At 65.3% G+C, this 18904-nt stretch carries 15 protein-coding genes; 8 read left to right on the top strand and 7 right to left on the bottom strand.

The window, feature by feature from the left end; all coding sequences use genetic code 11:
- Positions 1 to 21: 21 nt before the first annotated feature.
- Positions 22 to 1464, bottom strand: a complete 1443-nt coding sequence (locus ACZ5U5_RS29405; protein WP_469027455.1) for a DNA phosphorothioation-associated putative methyltransferase — start codon at positions 1462 to 1464, stop codon at positions 22 to 24.
- A gap of 239 nt (positions 1465 to 1703) precedes the next feature.
- Here ACZ5U5_RS29405 and ACZ5U5_RS29400 point away from each other — a divergent pair, with 239 nt between their 5' ends.
- From ACZ5U5_RS29400 to ACZ5U5_RS29370, 7 genes are all read left to right on the top strand, one after another.
- Complete coding sequence (locus ACZ5U5_RS29400) at positions 1704 to 2021, top strand: nucleoside triphosphate pyrophosphohydrolase (RefSeq protein WP_469027452.1); 318 nt, start codon at positions 1704 to 1706, stop codon at positions 2019 to 2021.
- Positions 2022 to 2503: 482 nt separating this feature from the next.
- Positions 2504 to 3601, top strand: a complete 1098-nt coding sequence (locus ACZ5U5_RS29395) for a tyrosine-type recombinase/integrase (RefSeq protein ID WP_469027450.1) — start codon at positions 2504 to 2506, stop codon at positions 3599 to 3601.
- Between the two features lie 639 nt (positions 3602 to 4240).
- Positions 4241 to 5593 carry a NucA/NucB deoxyribonuclease domain-containing protein gene (locus ACZ5U5_RS29390; RefSeq protein ID WP_469027448.1) on the top strand — a complete coding sequence of 451 codons (1353 nt, stop codon included), beginning with the start codon at positions 4241 to 4243 and terminating at the stop codon, positions 5591 to 5593.
- A gap of 109 nt (positions 5594 to 5702) precedes the next feature.
- Positions 5703 to 6206 (top strand): Haze protective factor 1, encoded by a 504-nt coding sequence (locus ACZ5U5_RS29385; protein ID WP_469027445.1) that lies wholly within the window; start codon positions 5703 to 5705, stop codon positions 6204 to 6206.
- A gap of 363 nt (positions 6207 to 6569) precedes the next feature.
- The gene (locus ACZ5U5_RS29380) at positions 6570 to 7337 is read left to right on the top strand and encodes a hypothetical protein (protein WP_469027443.1); all 768 of its coding nucleotides are present in this window, start codon (positions 6570 to 6572) and stop codon (positions 7335 to 7337) included.
- 230 nt (positions 7338 to 7567) lie between these two features.
- On the top strand, positions 7568 to 7759 hold the full coding sequence (locus ACZ5U5_RS29375) for a hypothetical protein (protein ID WP_469027440.1): 192 nt from the start codon (positions 7568 to 7570) through the stop codon (positions 7757 to 7759).
- Between the two features lie 613 nt (positions 7760 to 8372).
- Entirely contained in the window at positions 8373 to 8906 is a 534-nt protein-coding gene (locus tag ACZ5U5_RS29370; RefSeq protein ID WP_469027437.1) for a GNAT family N-acetyltransferase, read from the top strand.
- Here the strand turns inward: ACZ5U5_RS29370 and ACZ5U5_RS29365 are convergent.
- Positions 8871 to 10004 (bottom strand): IS630 family transposase, encoded by a 1134-nt coding sequence (locus ACZ5U5_RS29365; RefSeq protein WP_469027435.1) that lies wholly within the window; start codon positions 10002 to 10004, stop codon positions 8871 to 8873. The genes ACZ5U5_RS29370 and ACZ5U5_RS29365 overlap by 36 nt on opposite strands.
- A gap of 549 nt (positions 10005 to 10553) precedes the next feature.
- Here ACZ5U5_RS29365 and murJ point away from each other — a divergent pair.
- A complete protein-coding gene (gene murJ / locus ACZ5U5_RS29360; RefSeq protein ID WP_469027432.1) occupies positions 10554 to 12239 on the top strand; it encodes a murein biosynthesis integral membrane protein MurJ in 1686 nt (561 codons plus the stop codon).
- Between the two features lie 30 nt (positions 12240 to 12269).
- On the opposite strand, the gene ACZ5U5_RS29355 is transcribed toward murJ, so the two are convergent.
- From ACZ5U5_RS29355 to ACZ5U5_RS29335, 5 genes are all read right to left on the bottom strand, one after another.
- Complete coding sequence (locus tag ACZ5U5_RS29355; RefSeq protein WP_469027429.1) at positions 12270 to 12671, bottom strand: hypothetical protein; 402 nt, start codon at positions 12669 to 12671, stop codon at positions 12270 to 12272.
- A 1261-nt stretch (positions 12672 to 13932) separates the two neighbouring features.
- Entirely contained in the window at positions 13933 to 14526 is a 594-nt protein-coding gene (locus ACZ5U5_RS29350) for an SMI1/KNR4 family protein (RefSeq protein WP_469027426.1), read from the bottom strand.
- 73 nt (positions 14527 to 14599) lie between these two features.
- Positions 14600 to 15046 carry a hypothetical protein gene (locus tag ACZ5U5_RS29345; RefSeq protein ID WP_469027424.1) on the bottom strand — a complete coding sequence of 149 codons (447 nt, stop codon included), beginning with the start codon at positions 15044 to 15046 and terminating at the stop codon, positions 14600 to 14602.
- 119 nt (positions 15047 to 15165) lie between these two features.
- Positions 15166 to 16923: an ABC transporter ATP-binding protein gene (locus tag ACZ5U5_RS29340; protein ID WP_469028035.1), complete on the bottom strand. Its 1758-nt coding sequence runs from the start codon at positions 16921 to 16923 to the stop codon at positions 15166 to 15168.
- Positions 16924 to 16925: 2 nt separating this feature from the next.
- Positions 16926 to 18884, bottom strand: coding sequence for an ABC transporter ATP-binding protein (locus ACZ5U5_RS29335; RefSeq protein ID WP_469027421.1), 1959 nt, complete (start codon positions 18882 to 18884; stop codon positions 16926 to 16928).
- Positions 18885 to 18904 lie beyond the last annotated feature (20 nt).

Genomic DNA, 18904 nt, shown 5'->3' with positions numbered 1-18904 from the left:
GATCGAAGGCTGGTGCGAGGCTCATGTGCTAGTGGTTCGTCGCACGAGCCGGTGACCGCGCAATTCCCGTTCGCAGCGCATGAGTTCGCGCTCCCATCCCTCTTCAGTGCCGATCAAGTGCGGGCTCTCGTAGAGGCCAGCGCGTACTTCGGCTTCGGTGAGCCGCCGGTACTTGGGCGCATCGGGATCGTCCTCTGCGAGGAATTCGTGTTTGCGGTGCAGGAGCGGGCGGTTGGTCGAGTCTGCGTACGAGGTGAAGGAAGACTTGAGGGTCTTCAGGTCGACGGCGTACGACGCCGCGAGGCGGGGGTGGGGGTCCGTATCGAACTCTGGGTAGTCGAGCCAGCTGACGCCACGTCCCTGGTGGCGGAGCTTGACGACGGACCACTCGCCAGGCCGACCGGCAGCGATACTCGCGCACTGCTCATACAAGCGCAGAACGGTCGGGACCCGGTGAAGCGCCCGGCGATGAACGTACAGAGCGGTCGCGGTGAACTTCCCGGCGATCGATCCGTTCATCGCCCGGCGGATGTGTGTGTCGTCGCGCAGCTTGAACAGCAGGCGATCGGCTCGCTGACACGCTTCGGCGTACGAGGGGAAGAAGGCGCGAACGTCCAGCTGAATGGGGAGCGGCAGACTGGTTGCAGGACCTCGGCCATGAAAGAGCTCTAGGGCAAGGAACTCTAGTACGTCGCGAGCACCGCGCTCCGCGCTGCGCTCCACCTTCACCGGGTCTGCCGCCTGCTCGGCAAGGCGCTTCAGCTCAACGGAGCGTAGGTGGCCAAGGAGGCCGATGATCGGCTGCGGCATTTCCTCCAGCTGAGGCATCCGGCCGCGCTGTTCGAGGTGATCGACGACAGAAGTGATCGCCGAGGCGGTGTCCTCAGACTCCAGCCACACGCCTTCGGGCGCAATCTGGCGTGCCAGGTAGCTGAGGCGGGCCTCGTCGTCTTTGAAGGCGTAGACGATGCCCGGCGCCGCCGACACGCAGCGCACTCCCGTTGCGTCCTCGACGTAGTCGCGGAGTTCCCCAGCCGCGTAGAGGTGCTGGAAGGTGCGGCGCTGAGTCAGGATGCCGTCACCGTGCGCTGTCCCTCTGATCTGGTTGCGCTCCCAACGCAGTCGCGCAGACACCACGAGCACAGAGCTAGTGAGTCCCCACGCTCGCAAGAGCGTCTCGCGCCGTTCGGCTGGGTCTTCAATGACGTTCAGGACGTAGGTGAGAAGGACGACGTCGGCTAGCCTGCGGAGACCGTCGGGGAAATGCACTGGGTCCCAACCCGTGACGTCGAGACCGAGGTGTTGAAGTGCGCGCACATCACCGCCGCGCCCGCACCCGTAGTCGAGTACTTCCGTCCCAGGTTCCATTTTCAGGTCGCCAAGGGCGCGACGAGCCGGTAGCGATAGCCCGACACGGCCGATGGCGGTCTTATGCCTCTGACTTCTCCAGAGCTGCTTCGTCATCGGTGTCCCCTATTGCAACGGACCGGCCAGCACACGACGTTCCCGCACCCTACGCTGGCACTTGCTCCTATATCCGTTCATCTACGCTGAGCCGCTGGACTCATCGCACGATCGCTTCAACTACACGGCGCCCAACTGATGCCGGCTCTATATGACTTAGCCTGCAACCAGACGTAGGCCACGAGGACACGAGGGGTCACGCCGGTACGCACGCGGGGACGAGGCGGGCAAGGGAGCAGATGGACAGCTACGGCAAGTTGGTGAGGGACCGGGTCCCTGAAATCATTCGGGCCGAGGGGGCAAAGCCGATCACCTACGTCGCCGGTTCCGAGGAATACCGCAGCAGGCTTCGGGACAAACTGGGCGAGGAAGTCGCCGAGTTCTTGTCGGCAGACGAGGCGGTGGCTCTAGGGGAGCTCGCGGACGTACTGGAAGTCGTGCACGCGCTCGCTGCAGACCTAGGCACGGACTCGGCAGGACTGGAAAGTATCCGCCAGGCCAAGGCGCGAGAGCGGGGCGTTTTCGCCGACCGGATCATCTGGAAGGGCAACTGCTGATCCGTTCGGGCCAGTACTGGTAGGCCCGTGGATGGTCACGACGATCAACCACGGCCTGCGGCGTCACCGGCACCCGGCGGGCACATATATCCCCGAGCGGCAGTCGGCAGCTCCTGGAAGAGCTTGCGCAGACGGGTGGCCGGATCGTCAAACAGGAAGCCCATGGCGGGAGGCCGAGCCGTATCACCACTGCCCGGAGATCGGGGCACCTCCCCGGCTGCTCCATCCGGCACAGCCGGTCGTGCCGCAAGACAGTGGCGCAGCGAGCCTGCACTTGGAACCCGCCGCAGTAGCTCCACCGGACGCCTCGTCAGGGTCGCGACGCCGCGACATACCTGAAAGCCAGACCGAGGGCCCCAGGCGAGTTCGAATACCCACCGGCACCGAAGTGAGGTTCGATGCTCATCTACCAACGATGCAGAAGCGACAAACGCAGCCCCCACTACTCCTGCCAGCGCACCCGATGCGGGCACTCCTGGACCGTGCGCTACCGCGAGCCACGCAGCGCCGGAGGCCACCAACGCGAGCGCAGTTTTGACCTGAAGTGGCAGGCAGATGCCTATGCCGCACGACTGCAACGAGACAAATACGAGGGTCTCTTCCTCGATCCTAGACGCGGTCAGATCCCCTTGGGCGCCTACGCCAAGCAGTGGTTGGAGCGCCAGGCCGTCAGTGAAGCCACTTACCGCAATTATGAGAGCTTTCTACGCATCCATCTGCTCCCGCGCCTCGGAGATCGGCCTTTGGCCGGGATCGAGCGATACGACATCGAAGTTCTCGTCGCTGCCCTGGGCCAGGATCTCGCCGCGAGTACGGTGCGCGACCGTATGAAGGCAGTCTCGAACCTCTTTCGAACCGCTATCAAAGACAAGCGACGGCCCGATGACCCCACCGACGGCGTCAAACTCCCCCGTAGTGCATCCCCCGCGCTCGATGAGGACCTGCTGCCCACTCTGGCGGAAGTCGATCTGATCGCCGAGCACATCTCACCGCACTACCGGCTGAGCGTGTACCTACAAGCTGGAGCGGGTCTACGGATCAGCGAAGCCCTCGCCTTCACTACCGATTGCCGCCGCTCCGAGTTCCTGCGGGTGCGCCGACAGGTCAGCTCCAAGGGCCACCGCTTGGACTGCGCAACGCGGTTCGTACCGCTCAAGCACCGCACCGCCAAGGAGTACCGTGACGTTCCACTGGCGCCCTTTCTCGCCCACGAGATCGAAACGCACCTAAGCGAGTGGGGGACATCGACCGTGTCCGGACACCATGTGCTGTTCGCGCCACGCCTCCGCGGCAAGGGGACCATGCCCACGGCCACCACGTATGCGTATCACTTCCGTAAAGCACTTAGGGACGCGGAACTCATCCACCCCGACGGCGCTCCGTTGTACACCCCTCACTGCCTGCGCCACTTCTTCGCCTCCAGTGCCCTGGGACACGGCATCCCGGTACACGAAGTCTCCCGCTGGCTCGGGCACCGGTCGATCAAGACCACGGTCGACATCTACGGACACCTCATCCCCGCCTCCTGGGACCGCTGCCGGACGATCATGCAGGCAGTGCTGCGGCCCCCACCCGCCTGACGGTCGGCACCGGGTCCTACCCGAGGGCCAACTGTCTTCGTTCGCTCGAACAGGTGAATCTGCAGACCGATTTTTTGGCCCCCCACTTGGATATCGCCGGAGCCACGCCGAGTCACAGCGCAGTTGCGCAGGGAGGCACGCAGCGACTGCGGGGATAAGGCTTCCGCGTCGGCGGCGTGCCGCCACAGGACCCACTCGGCGTAGCCCGATGTTCAGTCCCAGTAGGACTCAACGTCGACTTCCTCAGCGCCGTCGGCCCTGGGCTGTGATGACGACACCCACATCGCCCCGTGCGGGCATCTGGCTGATCGGTGCCCGTAGATCGTTCGCGACCACGGTGGTCCCTGGGGGCGCGACAGACGACTGTCTCGCCAGCCCTGCCAGTCCGCACTGGTCGACTGGCCGCAGGATTTCGGACTAGGCCAGTTCACGCCAGAATATTGAGAAATTCTCTTGATCGAATGTCTTGAATTATGTCGGGCAATAAAAACTTGGCGTGGCGTCAGTTCTGTTTTTCGCGAGGACACTTGACGCCTCATAAAGTTGCCTAGCCCGATGTGACGTCGATCACTAACCTGCGGTTGACGACCCCCTAGCCTCCTCCCTGGCGCGACGCTCAATCACCTCGGGAGGGGATTCATGAAGCTCAAGAGATCGGCAACATCCTTAGTCATGATTGCAGTTGCCGCAGGAGGCTCGCTGGCCAGCGGCTCCGCAAGCGCCTCGACGACCGACACCAGCGCCGATACCGCATACCGCGTTGTCTGGGAGCGCACTTACGACTCCGGCTTCGATTCGTCAGCCAAGGCTCCCGGTACCGCATCTGACTTTGAAGAGACGACGCCATCTCCGAAAGCGCCGACCACCACTCCGGAGCGCGAGAAGGAGCTCGCCCGCGGGGAGACCTACTCGGTGGATGCTGCCGCGCCCGAGAAGGCAACCCGGGAGCATCTCTTCAAGAGCCCCACTGGCGTGCGCGACGTTCTGGACTGGGCGAAGTGCCAGGCGGACCCCGAGGCCGGGGACGCTAAGGGGCATGTCATCAACCACTTCAACTTCTGCCGCTGGGGCTACAACACCGCAACTGCCCTCGACGGAAACGGAAGGCCCGTAGGGACCTTCCGTGTTCGCGAGACAGAAATCAGCGAGGGATCAAAGGCCAATCGCAACGCCTCCATCTCCGTGAAGCTCGACGACGCGAAAGAGACTGGCGTATTCGCAACACCAGCGGCTCGCGTCACCTGGGAGCCGACCGCAGCAAGTCCGACAGCTCCGGGCGGATGCGCGGTTGCCAACGTGCCTCCCGGGCAGGCCGGCACGCCGAAGCCTCCGGCCGCCTTCCACGGCACAGGGGTCGCAGTCACCTACGACCTCACGTCAGCCAAGGGCGCCGGTAAGCGCATCGATGACGCCACCCTGTGCGTATACCGGTCGCAGTTCCTCGCGACCAGCGGCACACACACCACAGGCTGGTGGGGTGCGCCGGACAACGCGACCAGGTTCGACTCTGGCGAGTATCTGGCCCCGTACGGAACCAAGGGCGCCATCTTCAGCCGCGTCATCCCGTCGTTCCACTACGACCGGACGAATACCGACGTCAAGGCCGTCGCGGAGCACGTCTTCGACGCCCTCCACGCCCCGCAGCTGACGTACCCGAAGAAGACCGACAAAGACATCCCCGGGTACATCTGGAGGGGAGACGATCCCCTCCACCGGAACTACCCGAAGTTCGACACTGCCTCCGCCGCGGTGACTGCGAAGAACAAGGCAGCCAAGGACAGGGCCTGCGCCGGACTGTCACCCAACCCGGGCGAGGAGTGCGACGAATTCCCCTTCGCCTCGACCAAGGAAGGCGCAGGGAAGGGTGACGGCAACTTCTCGGTGAAGTACGTACCCCAGTCGGATAATTCCAAGGCCGGGGGTGCACTCTCCAAGTGGTACGGCCAGGATCGCATCCTTGACGGAGATGCCTACGGGATCTACGTTAACTAGTCGGCAATCGACGATGGTTGACTTCTGGGCGAGGGCCAAACCAGGCCCTCGCCCAGCTGCGTCTCGAGTAGAAGACTTCAATACCCTTGGGCCGACATGTGAGGTTCGCGTGCTTGAAAACGAGGAACAGAAAGTCTCCGGCACCGTAACGATCGACCGATCGATCTTCGGCCTGGACCAATCACGAAGGCCAGGAGAGGATGGTGATCTTTACTGGGTCGACCTTCCGATGGCAGGTGAACCGGTGCAGGTTGATAAAGGCACTGCCCTCATCATCAGCAATGCCCCATCACATGAGGCGGTGGTAACCATGACCGTTCGGCGCTCGCCGGCCGTCGATGACATTCATTCCGAGTTTGAACTTCTGGGCACTTGTCCTTTCCTCAGCCGGAGTGGTGACATTACTCTTCTGAACATCGATGGCCCTGAGATGACTCTCGATCTAGAGCCCGATTCGAGTTACGCCCTTCAGGTCTGGCGAAAGGGGGGAGAAACTGCATCGGCCCGATTCCGTGAACTGATGGGAAACCAATACCCCATCACCGGCCTTGAGGAATATCGCCTCGTGTTCACACCACAGCAGCCATCCCCGGGACTGGGCATCGAACACTGAGCGCTAGGTGTGTCGTTCTGACACCTTGATGACGCGGTGGACTGGGGTTTTGGGCTGCCGGGCCTGGTCCGCACGCAGCCGCCGCCGCGCGGGGCGACCGGAAGAGAGGCGGGGATGCATTCGGCTGGCATGGCAGGAACGTACCGGCGCGACAGCTCCGATGGCGTTGCGGCAGCCTTGCCCCCGAAGGCTCCCGGCATACCGCTCCGACCTAAGAATCGGCAGGCGACGACGAAGAGCCGCTACCCGGCTGCGCATATCGTGGACGTTCTGCCCGCCTGCTCCCGACCTGCGGAGCGGCCGCTCCAACCCTGATCGTCTAACGTGCCGTGCACGTAAGAACTACGGGGGAGTGAAACGCACATGAGCAGGATTACGACCGTCGTGCGCCGGCCGGCGCGGATAATGGCCGTCGCCGCGGCCTTCTCGCTACTGGCCGGATGCGGCGGCTCGGTTTCGGACGGGGACAAGCCGGAAGCGAGCCCCGAGGTCCCGGCCCGGACACTCACCGCCGGACAGATCGCCACTGCCGCGGTCGACGGCAGCGACGTACCGGATCATCAGGTGGGCAGCCGGTCGGCGGCCGATCGCTATGAGAAATCCGAGGTGGGCGCGGACCAGCCCGAGTGCGCGGTGCAGGCCCAGGTCGCCCTCGGCATGACCGTGGGCGACCCCGTCTCCGTTGCGGACCGCGCCGCGATGGGTAGGCCGTCCGGCGCGGAGAGCGCGGGGACGGACCTCGTCAAGACGACGGTGACCCTGGCGTCATACGAGGGCGAGGGCAAGGCGAAGGGCGAGGAGAAGGCCCTGTACGAACTGGGGACGGCCAGTACGGTGTGCCGGCAGGGCTTCACCATGACGGTCCGCGGCGAGAAGACCGTGATGCAGTCCCCCGCGCATGAGCCCGATCCACGGGATCTCGATTTCGCCGACGAATACACGTGGTTCACGCTCACCGGCCCACCCGGCATAGACTCCCTCACCCGCAAGGTGCTGGTCGTGCGCACGGGCCACACACTCGGCTTCTTCAGCCGTACGTATCCGGGCTACGCCACGGACGCGTCGCAGACGACGATGCCCTTCCCCCTCGATGTGGCACGCGCCCAGTGGAAGAAGCTCGCCGCTCAGTAGTTCCTATAGCCAGGCACATGGCCCGCCTAAAACCTCAGCCGACGGCGACGCGCCCCCGGTCTGACACCGCTATGGCTCGTGATGAACGAGACCTCCCTCGCCAGCGACCGGGCACGGCGGGCCAGGCTTAACGTCCAGCGATGGCAGGAAGACGCAGCTGGCACGCCTTGCGCGTACGAGACGGCGCATGCACACGGACGGGAGACTATGCCCAGGCTACGTTGATCTACATGCCCGCAACGATCCCTGCCAGACGCTTCGTCGCCTACCAAGTCCAGCCCGGGCGCGCTGAATTGGACCACCTCACTGACCTCGCGGCAGAAGGCATCCCCTACCCACACGTGCAGTTGGAGACCGAACGCCTTGGCACGCTTCGGGGCTCGAACGCGCAGCAAGTTTGCGGTTTCAAGATGACTGCCTGACCGTGGAGTTCCGATCTACTGACGCAGCTTGGGCAGCCGAGCGCGAGCGCGACGTGTCGTACTACCTGCGCCACGAGGCAGGCGCGCGAGACCAACCACTCAGTCTCGCAACCCTGCGCTGGGTAGTCCCTCTCGCGCTGGTCATGCTTTGCGTGTTCCTCTGGGCGGAGCTGGGGCTGTGGTCGGTGATACGAGAGAGCGGACGGAACCGGCCAGTAGACATGGGTCTCTCCATGCTGCTCGTCTCATTCATCTTTGGCGGGTACGCCTTCTATCGTCGGCTGCGCACCGTCACGCGCCGCGAATGCCGAACGGAGGTTGACGTCCAGCACCCGCGTCTGCCTCAGCGTCCCTTCTTGAGGCTGCTAGTGCCGCATCAGGCAACGTTCGCCCTGTTGTGGTGTGACGCGCCGCCCAGATGCTTGGCCGGGCGGCATGGGGCGGCCACCTTCGTCGTGCAGCGATACAAGTACAGGCCCGCGCACTTGCCTGTTAGATTTTCCTTGAGTAACTAACCTTCCCGGTCCGGAGTTCGTATCCGCCGGGGAGGCTTTTTCATGCCCGGAAACAGATTGTCTCGGGCTGAAGTCGACCACCCTCACCTCGGAGTCTCGTGTCAGACATCTCCCTGCGCCTCGCAGACCTTGCCGACAAGCCCACAGCCGAACGCCTGTGGCTGATGTTCCGACACGACATGTCGGAGCTGGAGGGTGACCTGCCCAACCCCGACGGATCCTTCCAAGACGAATGGCTTCACATGGCCTTCTCCGAACCCGACCGGGCGCCGTACCTCCTGACGAGCGGTGACCGGCCCATCGGATTCGCGTTCGTCCGCGGTCTGATTGGTCCGACGCGCGTGATGAACAGCTTCTTCGTGGTGCGCGGGGCACGACGGGCGGGGACCGGAATGCGCGCTGCTCAAAGCGTCGTGGCCCGGCACCCGGGGCCGTGGGAGATCGCGTTCCAGGATGCCAACCCGGGCGCGGTGAAGTTCTGGCGTCGCGTCGCCACAGAGATCTCCGGCGACGCCTGGACCGAGGAGCGCAGACCGGTGCCGAACCGGCCGGACCTGGCACCTGACGTCTGGATCTCGTTCAGTACCACGGCCGAATCAGGCAACGTTCGCCCTGGTGACGACGGCGCGTAGGTGTTGGTCGTCGGCATGGCGGTTTCGCCAGATGATGTAGCGGCGGATCATGCTGCCCTGCTCTTTACGGGAGGCGTGGTCGGTGCCGTCGAGGGCGAAGTAACGCAGGGCGGTAAACTGGGCCTCGATTCGGTTCAGCCACGACGAGTTCGTCGGGGTGTAGGCGATCTCGACGTTGTTCGCGGCGGCCCAGATGCCGACACGCTGGCATTTCTTCGTGGTCAGGTGCGGGGAGAAGTTGTCGCAGACGATCGCGATGCGGATCTCGGGCGGGTAGAGGGTGCGCAGGTAGCGGCAGAATTCCAAGAACTGCGTCCGCCTCTTGACCGGCTTGATGTGGCCGTAGAGCCTGTCCCGGGTCAGGTCCAGGGCGGCGAACAGGTGCCGCACTCCGCCGTAGCGGTTGTAGGTCGCCCGTCGCCGCCGGCGGGGCTCACGGTCGGAATCCTTGTGCTTGCCGCTGCGTTCGGCCCACTGCCGGCCCGGGTGAGGCATCAGATTGAGGGGCCCGAACTCGTCCATGCAGAAGATGACTTCGGGCTCCCCGTCCTCGGGTACGACCTCGCCGTCGGCGATCGCGTAGAGGTGCTCGACCCGGGCCTTCTTGGCCGCGTAGTCGGGGTCGCGGGAGGTTTTCCAGGTCTTCAGGCGTTGAAAGGAGACGCCTTCCTCTCGGAGCAGGATGCGCAGGCCCTCGTGGCTGATGTCGTCGACCACCCCCTCGGCGACCAGGAAGTCCGCCAGCTTAGTCAGACTCCAGGTGGAAAACGGCAGGTCGTGCTCGGTGGTCGTGGACTTGGCGATCTTCTTGATCTCGCGGCGCTCGGGCAGCGTGAAGATCATCGGTCGGCCGCCCTTGTACTTGGGATAGAAGGAGTCGAAGCCGTCGGTGTTGAAGTTGTGGATCACATCGCGGACCCGGTCGTCGCTGGTGAACGACACATCGGCGATCTTCGCCGCGGGCATGCCCTGCGCGGACAGCAGCACCATCTGGGCCCGCCGCCAGGTCACCACCGATCCGGTACCTCTGCGAATGATCCGCAGAAGCCGCCTGCCTTCGTCGTCGTCGATCTCACGGACCCGTACTCGTTCTGCCACCCACACAGCCTGACGGCAACGCGCCGCACGGAACAGGACCCGACCGGCGCGTCACATCACGACAGGGCGAACGTTGCCTGATGCGGCACTAGTGCCTGACTGGGCTTCGGCGATAGTCGCAAGCCTCATAGCGGCCGTCGCCACCCTCGCTGCCGTTCTGGCGCTGATCGCCACGGGTCTCCAGGCCGCTCATTGAGGAGAGCCGTCGGAGTAGACCGGTGGGCCGGCAGCGCCACACCCCGGTACGAATGCTGCACCATCGCGCAGCACCGACGCCGGCTGCTGTGAGCAGCTGCCTGTCGCTGGGCATGCCGGTCGCCAGAAGCATGCCTTTGCGAGATCTGAATACGTCCGGTACGGAAGCCGTGCGCCGGCTCCTGGCGGCAGGCGAGGTAGCGCACGGGTTCTGTGTGGTCCTGAGGTACTGGCGCAGAGCACTTGTTCCGTTGCTGTCGTATTCCTGTGGCCCCGGTCCCGGCGATGGTTCGCTGAACTTTTGTGTAAGGGTGCGAATTGGGGCCCTGAGACCTTGGGGCATAGGTTGACGGCATGGTGGAGGGGGCGAACTCCGCGGCGCAGACCATGCCGCAGGAGCAGCAGAAGAGAGGGCGGCGGCATGCCGCCCGGGCGAAGAAGGACAAGGGCGGGCTGGCTCGTTCGTCCTTGTTGATGGCTGTTGGCACGGTGGTGTCACGGGCGACGGGACTGATCCGCCAAGTGCTGCAGGCCGCAGCGCTAGGAACGGGCTTGCTGGCCAGTACCTACAACACGGCGAATACCGTGCCGACGAGCCTGTACACGCTGCTGATCGGTGGCGCGCTCAACGCTGTGCTGGTGCCGCAGCTGGTCCGAGCCAGGGCAACGCAGCCCGATGGCGGACGCGCTTACGAGCAGCGTCTGGTCACGCTCGTGGTCTGTGTACTGGGTGTGGGGACGGCGCTGGCGGTGTGGGCGGCGCCGCAGATCGTGGGCTTGTACATGCGGGACACTCCGGACAGTCACGAGGCGTTCGAGCTCACGGTGACGTTCGCGCGGTTCCTGTTGCCGCAGATCTTCTTCTATGGGCTCTTCGGCATCTACGGGCAGGTGTTGAACGCGCGCGAGAAGTTCGGGGCGATGATGTGGACCCCGGTGCTGAACAATGTGGTGCTGGTCGGCATGTTCGCCGCCTATCTGGGGCTGATGACGGTTCCCGACCGGGTGGAGGACATCACCGCCGACCAAGTGCAGTTGCTGGGGATCGGGACGACGGCAGGTATCGCCGTGCAGGCCCTGGCACTGATCCCGTTCGCGCGGGCGGCCGGGTTCCGGTTCCGCCCGCGGTTCGACTGGCGGGGCTCCGGCTTGGGCAAGAGTGCCCACGCGGCGAAGTGGACGCTGCTGTTCGTCTTGGCCAACCAGGTCGCCCTGACGGTGGTCACGAACTACGCCAACGCCGCCGACCAGGAACTGCCGCAGGCCGGCGCGGGTTACTCGGCGTACACCTACGCGCAGACCATCTGGATGCTGCCGCAGTCGATCGTGACGGTGTCCCTGGTGACGGCGCTGCTGCCGCGGATGAGCCGGGCCGTCGCTGAGGGGCGCATCCCGGATCTGCGCGCGGACCTGTCCCGGGTGCTGCGGATCAGTGGCGTGGTCATTGTGCCCGCCGCGTTCCTCTTCCTCGCTCTGGGGCCGCAGATCGCCTCGCTGCTGTTCGCCCACGGGGCGGCGGACGCCGAGTCGGTTCGACCACTGGGGTACATGCTGCAGGCGTTCGGACTCGGGCTCATCCCGTTCTCCGCCCAGTACCTGCTGCTGCGCGGCTTCTACGCGTTTGAGGACACGCGCACTCCGTTCTTCATGGCGGCTTGGATCGCGGGCGTGAACATCGCCCTGGCCACCGCGTGTCATTTGCTCCTGCCCGCCCGCTGGGCGGTCGTCGGCATGGCTGGCGCCTACACCCTCTCCTACGTGGCCGGTCTCGCACTCACCGCGTGTTTGCTGCGCAGGAGGCTTGGGGGTCGCATCGACGACGGCGGCCTGCGCCGCACCTACGGGAAACTGTTCTGCGCTGCGGGCCCGGCTGCTGGGCTGGGCTGGGCTGCAGCGCGTGCGTGTGCGGGCCTGGGAAGTGGAACGTGGCCTACGGCCGTCGCGCTGGCTACCGGGGCGCTGGCGACAGCCATGGGGTACCTCCTTCTCGCCCGGCTGATGAAGGTCAACGAGTTGCGTCGCCTGCCCGGGATGCGCTGAGTCCAGGCAGACGATGCGAGGAGGCGCGCTTCATGGACGGTCCTGCGCGCGGCTGGCGATGTAGTCGAGCCAGTCCCGCTTGGCGTATCCGGTCCAGCGGGTGGAGTTACTGATGCTGGTGCCGGTGAAGTCGGCGAGAACAGATGCCGACAAGTCGGTGGCAATCGCGAGACGAGCACTGTTCCGGCTGGCGAGGGGTGCGATGCCGTGTCGACGGAGCTTCAAGTAGAGGTAGGCGGCTCCAAGAGCACGGGCAGGCTCCTGCCCGGGGAACAACCACGGTGTTGTGCTGACCGTCTGGTCAAGGTGCCAGCGTTTCTGGCGCTGGTCGCGCAGGGCGCGGACCAGCTGGGCGACTTCGGGCGGCAGCGGAAGACGATGACCGTGGAGGTTGAGCGCCACCACCGTGTCGTCGACGATGACGTCGTGCACGGTGAGTTCGAGCAGTCGGGCGTGCTGCAGCCCGAACAGGAGTGCCAGGGCGCCGGCCGTACGGACATCGAGAGGCAGCGCGTCGTCGCCGAGACAGCGGTGCAGTTGCTCGGCCTGGTCCTCATCCGTGCTGAAAACGCTGAGTGCGGCGACGGGGGCCCTAGGGACTACGAGCGGGCAGGACGTGGTTCCTCAGGACGGACTCGTCACCCCGCAGCGTCCGCGGGCCCACCACTCTCGCGTTCCACCAACGTGTGTGCCAGTCCCGAAAGCCGACCGCGCTTCCCCTCAAATCCCGACGACCACGAGTGCACAGGATCGCCTCTCGCTCGATACCCCAGGCACGGGCCTGCACCTTCAACGGGAACGTCGCGGACAAGCGCCTGCCCCCACCATCCCGGACCGTAGCCTGCCAATTCCCCGACCTCAGCCTCCGCAGATACAGATGAGCTCCTCACCTAGTGGCCGCCCAGCGTCAGCAGGTCAGCCCCACCATGAACCTTCGCCAAGACCGATACGCCGGAGCCGGCCGTCTCAGGCGCCAGGTCCCTCAGATGCCATCAAAAACCACCCGGATCAGCACGGTGGGGCCCAGGTCGTCTGCGCCAACTCGCTGTTCGACTCTGCGACCCTTCCAAACGCTCCTCGCAGGGCTGGCGGCAGCCCTCGCCCCTTGGGCACGGCACGTCATGTATGAGCATCCCAACCTGATCAGTCCTTTGTCCGCGACGACAAGCGTGGTGCCGCTCGCGGTTCGCACTCTCACCTTGGTGCGGACGACCACTGCCTTGGTGCTACGTCTGGTGGATTTCCTGACGCGGGACAGCGAGACACACAGGAAGGCAGAACGTAGTGGGCACCGGTCACAGCAGCGCAGGGGGGCACGCAGCGACTGCGGAGTCGAAACTTCCACGTCGGTGGCGTGCCGCCACCGCAAGGCTCAACGCCGACTTCCTCAGCGCCGACGACCCTGGGCTGTGATGCCGACACCCACATCGCCCCGTACGGGCATCTGGCTGATCGGTGCCCGTAGATCGGTCGCGACCACGGGGGTCACCGCGGCCGCGACCATCACAGACAGGTTTCGCCCCGTCGGGATGCGCACCGTCCGGCCGCGTCGAGCGCCACCCACTCCTCGAGCCGTAGGGCGCCTCATCGGGGTGGAGGCCGATGCGGGCTCGCCCCCCAGGTTGCGTCGAAGGTGAGGGTGCCGTTGGCTGTGCGGGTCAGGTGCCAAGCGCGTCACCTGGTGCGTGGTGTGTCACCCCTCGGTGTCCCACCGCAGATCGTCGTCTTCAACGATCCGCTCGTATCCATTGAGGGTGACGTTGTCTTCCAGAGCGTCCGCGACGGCTTCCAGTAGTTCTGCGAGCGATGTCCAGATGCGTCCCGGCGGGAACTCGCTCTGGCCAATTTCATCCCGTTTGCCCACTCGGCCTTGATGCACACCGGGTTGGGTATCAAGGACGAGATAGCCGCCCCCGTCGTCGCTGGCACAGGGTACCCATCCCGGGTGCCAGCGTGCGTACTGGCCATCGATTTCGAGCGGGATGTCATGTGCGAGGTACTCCGCCCTTGTCTCGTCCTCGATTTCGGCCTGCAACCGCTGATGTTCGACGATCGCCTCTGTGCTCAGCAGCGTGTACACCGGGGGAAGGCGCAACTGGGCGCTGCCATCGTGACAGAGCAGGGACTCGGTCAACTGCTCAGGAAAGCTGAGCCCAAGGTGCTTCTCTGCTGCAAGGATTTCCGCGTGGGTGGCGGGTGGCGGCAGGGCGTCGTACGTGCCTGGCACGCAGTCGCGGAGCCAGGAGTCGATGCGCTGCCAGGAGTGGCTAACGGGTTCGGGTGCCATGCGGTCTCCGTTGAAACTCGCGAATCGACGGTGGTGCCTCACATGATGACTGAGGCACCACCGAGTGTCATGGCTACTGGAGCTTGAACTGCCTACTCATGCGCGAGGCACCGGATGCTGGCACCAGCCGGAATGACACGAACCGTGGCTTGTAGATGCTCGTATCGCGGAATAGTGCGCCTTCCGAGGTCCAGCGGTTGTCGAAGCTGTTCACGTTGTAGGACATCGTCCAGCGGTCCCCAGATTGCAAAGTGGGGTGGGCGTGAGCGTTGTAAGCGAAGATGTTTGGGTCTCTATAACTCCCATAGGGGCCAGTTTCGGGCATTCGGTAGACCTCGTCGTGACCTACCCAGGAGCCGAAGACACCGTATGGATCACATCCCGACCAGATGCGGACCTTGTTGCTGAACGCCTGTGTGCTGTCCTGACTGATCACGACGAACTGCCCGTTCCATGGTGTGACGCTGTACTCGTTCGCAATCCCCTCGAGGTACTCGTTCCCCTCCTTCTCTCCTTGCATCCAATTATTGTCCCCAGTTGCGCTCGAATTGAAGAACTGCCAATCGTCCCCCCGCGATTGGCGGTATGTCCACGGTGTTGCGGCCGTGGACATACCGCGTGCCTCGATCGGGGTCAGCGTCAGGGCGCTGGTTCCCCGGCGGCGGCCGTGCTGGTGCGGCGCTGCCAATCCGCGTAGAGACGTGCGTACGGCCCGGAGCACACGGAGAGCGCAGAGTGTGGGCCGCGCTGGATGATCTGCCCGTCCTCCATGACGACCACATCGTCGGCCTGTTCGGCCGTTGATAGCCGGTGTGCCACGGCAATGGTCGTACGGCCTCTCGCCAACAGACTGACGGCCTTGGCAACCCGGGCCTCGGTTAGCGGATCGAGCTGCGAGGTGGCCTCGTCCAGCAGCAACACCCGTGGGTCGGCCGCGTAGGCACGGGCGATCGCGACGAGTTGCCGCTCCCCGGCCGACAGGGCGGTTCCCGACTCTCCGACGTTAGTGCGCACTCCGTCTGGCAAGGTCGTGAGCCACTCACCGAGACCAAGCTCCGCGAAGACCTCCATGACGTCCTCATCGGACAGATCGGAAGACGCCTGCCGTACGTTGTCGGCGATCGTGCCGCGGAAGAGGAAGCCCTCTTGGGGCACCAGGTGGAGGGCGCCACGCAGTTCGCCCTCACTAAGGCGCGGCAGTGGAACTCCGCCGATGCAGACATCCCCGCGGTCCGGGTCCGCAACCCGTGTGAGCAGCGTGACGAGCGTCGACTTCCCGGATCCCGTGTGCCCGACCACGGCGACTGTGCTGCCGCGCCGCACGCGTAGCGTCAGGTCATTCAGCGCGGCCCGCTGGGCACCAGCGTAGGCGAAGGTGACCGCCCGAACCTCCACGTCCAGTGGACCCGGGGGCAGCGGGACAGCATCGATTTGGGCGGGGGTGACTGTAGGACGATGCAGCATCAGGGACCGGATACGGCGCACCGACGCCACCGCGTTCTGTATCCCGTTCAGGTTCTCAGCAACCGCCTGAAGCGGCTGGACGAACATGGTGATGAGGAAGAGAAATGCTGTCAGCTCACCGAGGGTAAGCCGATGCGCCGCACCGAGCACCATGCCCACGACCAGAAGGACTGCCGTGGTAACTGCGACAGCTGCCTCTCCGATCACGTACGCGTACGCAGCAGCCTTCTGCGCGCGGTTCTGGGCAACGTAGTGAGAGTCGATGGCCTCACCCAGCCGGGCATCAAACCGCTGTTGCACACTGAACGCGCGGATGACGGCTGCTCCGGCGACGGCCTCACCGGCAAGCGCTACCACGGCACCGTTGCGCTCCTGTACTCGCGCGAACCGCACCGCCAGTCGCTTCTGGAGGGCCGGCAAAACCCAGGCCAGCGGGGCCAGCGTCATGAGCACCAACAGCCCCAGAACCCATGAGTAGTGGAGCATCAGGCCAGTGGCAAGGACGAGTTGCGCCCCATTGAGCAACATGTGTGTGCCGCCGCGCTGAACGAAGTTGGTGATCTGGTCGACGTCGTAGGTCAGCCGGGAGACCAGTCCCCCTCTGCTGTAACACTGCCGGTCCAGAGGCGTCAGCGCATGCAGGTGGCGCATCATGCGGGATCGTATGTCGGCCAACACGACCTCCACTCCACGGGCCAGCAGGTACGCCATGCCCGCTGCCCCCACTGCGGCGAGGACAAGGAGTACTAGCGCCTGTGCGACCATCGCTTCCGGGCCCGTGCCTGGCCCTGGCTTCGAGGTCACGGCGTCAGTCACCCGCTGCACTGTGAAAGGAACACCGACGCGCCCGGCCGCAGCAAGGCACGCCAGTACGCCAGCGGCAGGCAGCACCCTCCATAGCGGTCGGGCAGGGGAAGGCTCGCCTCGGTGCATACTCACGCGCCCGCCTCCTGACGCACGAGCCGTCGGTACTCGGGGACGGTCCGCAGCAGCTCGGAATGTGCACCGCACGCAGCGACGCCTCCGTTGTCCAGGAAGAGCACCTCGTTTGCGAGAGCCAAACTCTGCGGCCGGCTGGTGACAACGACCGTGGTAACCGGTAGGGCCTTCCGCAGGGAGCCGAGAACGGATGCTTCGACGCTCGCGTCCAGACCAGAGGTGGCGTCGTCCAGGACCAGCAACCGTGGCCTGCGGACGGCAGCCCTGGCCAGGGCAAGCCGCTGTCGCTGTCCACCGGAGAGGCTGTCGCCCCGCTCGGCGAGCGAGGAGTCCAGCCCGTCTGGCAACGCTGCCACGAAGTCGTCAGCCCGGACGGTACGCAATACCTCCCAGAGCCTCTCGTCAGGAAGGTCCGCTTCACGATCCAGGGCAACGTTTCCACGGACCGTGTCGCCGAAGAGGAACACGTCCTGCGGCACGTATCCGATGTAGTCAGGCAGCTCCCCGGTATCGCAAAGCAGCCGAGGTGGCAGTCCATCAACGTGAACGCTCCCCTCGCCAGGCACGAGGAGACCAGCGATCAGTCGTACGAGGGTCGTCTTGCCAGAGCCTGTGGGCCCCGTGATGGCAAGCACGTGACCGGGCCGAACCGTGACGCTGACGCCCTGCACCGCAAAGCGCCCGGCGCTATAGGCGAACGCCGCGCCGCACAGCTCAAGCCGCGCCAGGGCCGGGCCAGGACCAGACGTTGGTGCGGCTGCATCGATCGTGCGTGCACCCCTTCGGGCCGTGACCGTTCGTAGCGCGAGGGCGGTTCGGGTCGGTTCGCCCGGATACCCGCCGAGCCGAGGCACAGGTGAGTCGTCCGTTACGCGTGCCGTAGATCTTTCAGGCGCCACCGATCCGCGCACCGCCTCGCAGTCCGGCGATGGTCCGTCAGCCGACTCGCCGGGCAGGTCGAGCGTCTCCCGTACGCGTGCATAGCCGATCGCGCTGGCGGGCAGGGCAGCCAGCAGCCACGCCAGGCCACTCAGAGGGAATGCGATGGCGGAGAACAGCAGCGTCGCGGAGAGCAACTGCTCGACCCCGATCGCCCCGTCTCGTAGCCGTACCGCTCCCACGAGCAGCAGCGCTAGTGTGCCGGCCTGCGGCAACAGCCCCACGATCTGCTCGAAGATTGCGCGCGTGCGTTCGACCCGGACCACGGCATCCCGCAATCGGACGGCTGCCCGCGCGAAGCGTGCCACCTCACTGTCTCTCCGATGCAGGATGCGTACAACTTGGGCCCCCTCCACACTCTCGTGTGCGATCTCCGCGAGCTCTGCCCGACGCTCCTGCAGACGCGCGGATGGCGCTGCGACGGCCCGCGAGTACACCACGTTCATCGCGATGATTACGGGGAAGATGGTGATCCCAACGGCAGCCAGTACAGGGTCAGTCAGCAACAACGCCGCCGCCGCGAGCACACAGATACCCGACGCGCCCACGGCCAGCGGCAGGTCGGCGACCATCGCCCAAGCGACATCAACGTCGCTGCCGGCCCGGGACAGCAGCACGCCCGGCGACTGGCGTAGGTGCCACTCGAACGACAAGTCCAGGTACCTGCGCAGCACCCGGCGCCTGTAGTCCGATGTCAGGCCGTACTGCATACGGCCGACAGCCAGACGCCTCACGAGGATCCCGCCGAGTTTCACTGCGGCCACGCCGACCGTCACGGCCGCGGCAAGGACCGCAGCTCCCGGCTCGAACCCTCCCCCGGAAAAAGCCGGACCTGCCAGACGGGCCACTACGGCGCTGAGCACGTACGCCGCCCCGACGGTGGCCGCCGCAAACGCCAGACTGCCCAGCCCTCCGGCGGCGAACGCCCGTGGCTGCTCCCGCGCCGCCCGTACCACCAGGTGCATGCCGCGCCGCAGGACCCGATCCTCACCTGTCGCTATTTGCTGTTCCTTCATGGCAGAGAAGCTCCGGGCCA

The sequence above is a fragment of the Streptomyces sp. NPDC033177 genome, from assembly GCF_055577715.1.
This window is presented reverse-complemented; position numbering and strand designations above follow the sequence as displayed.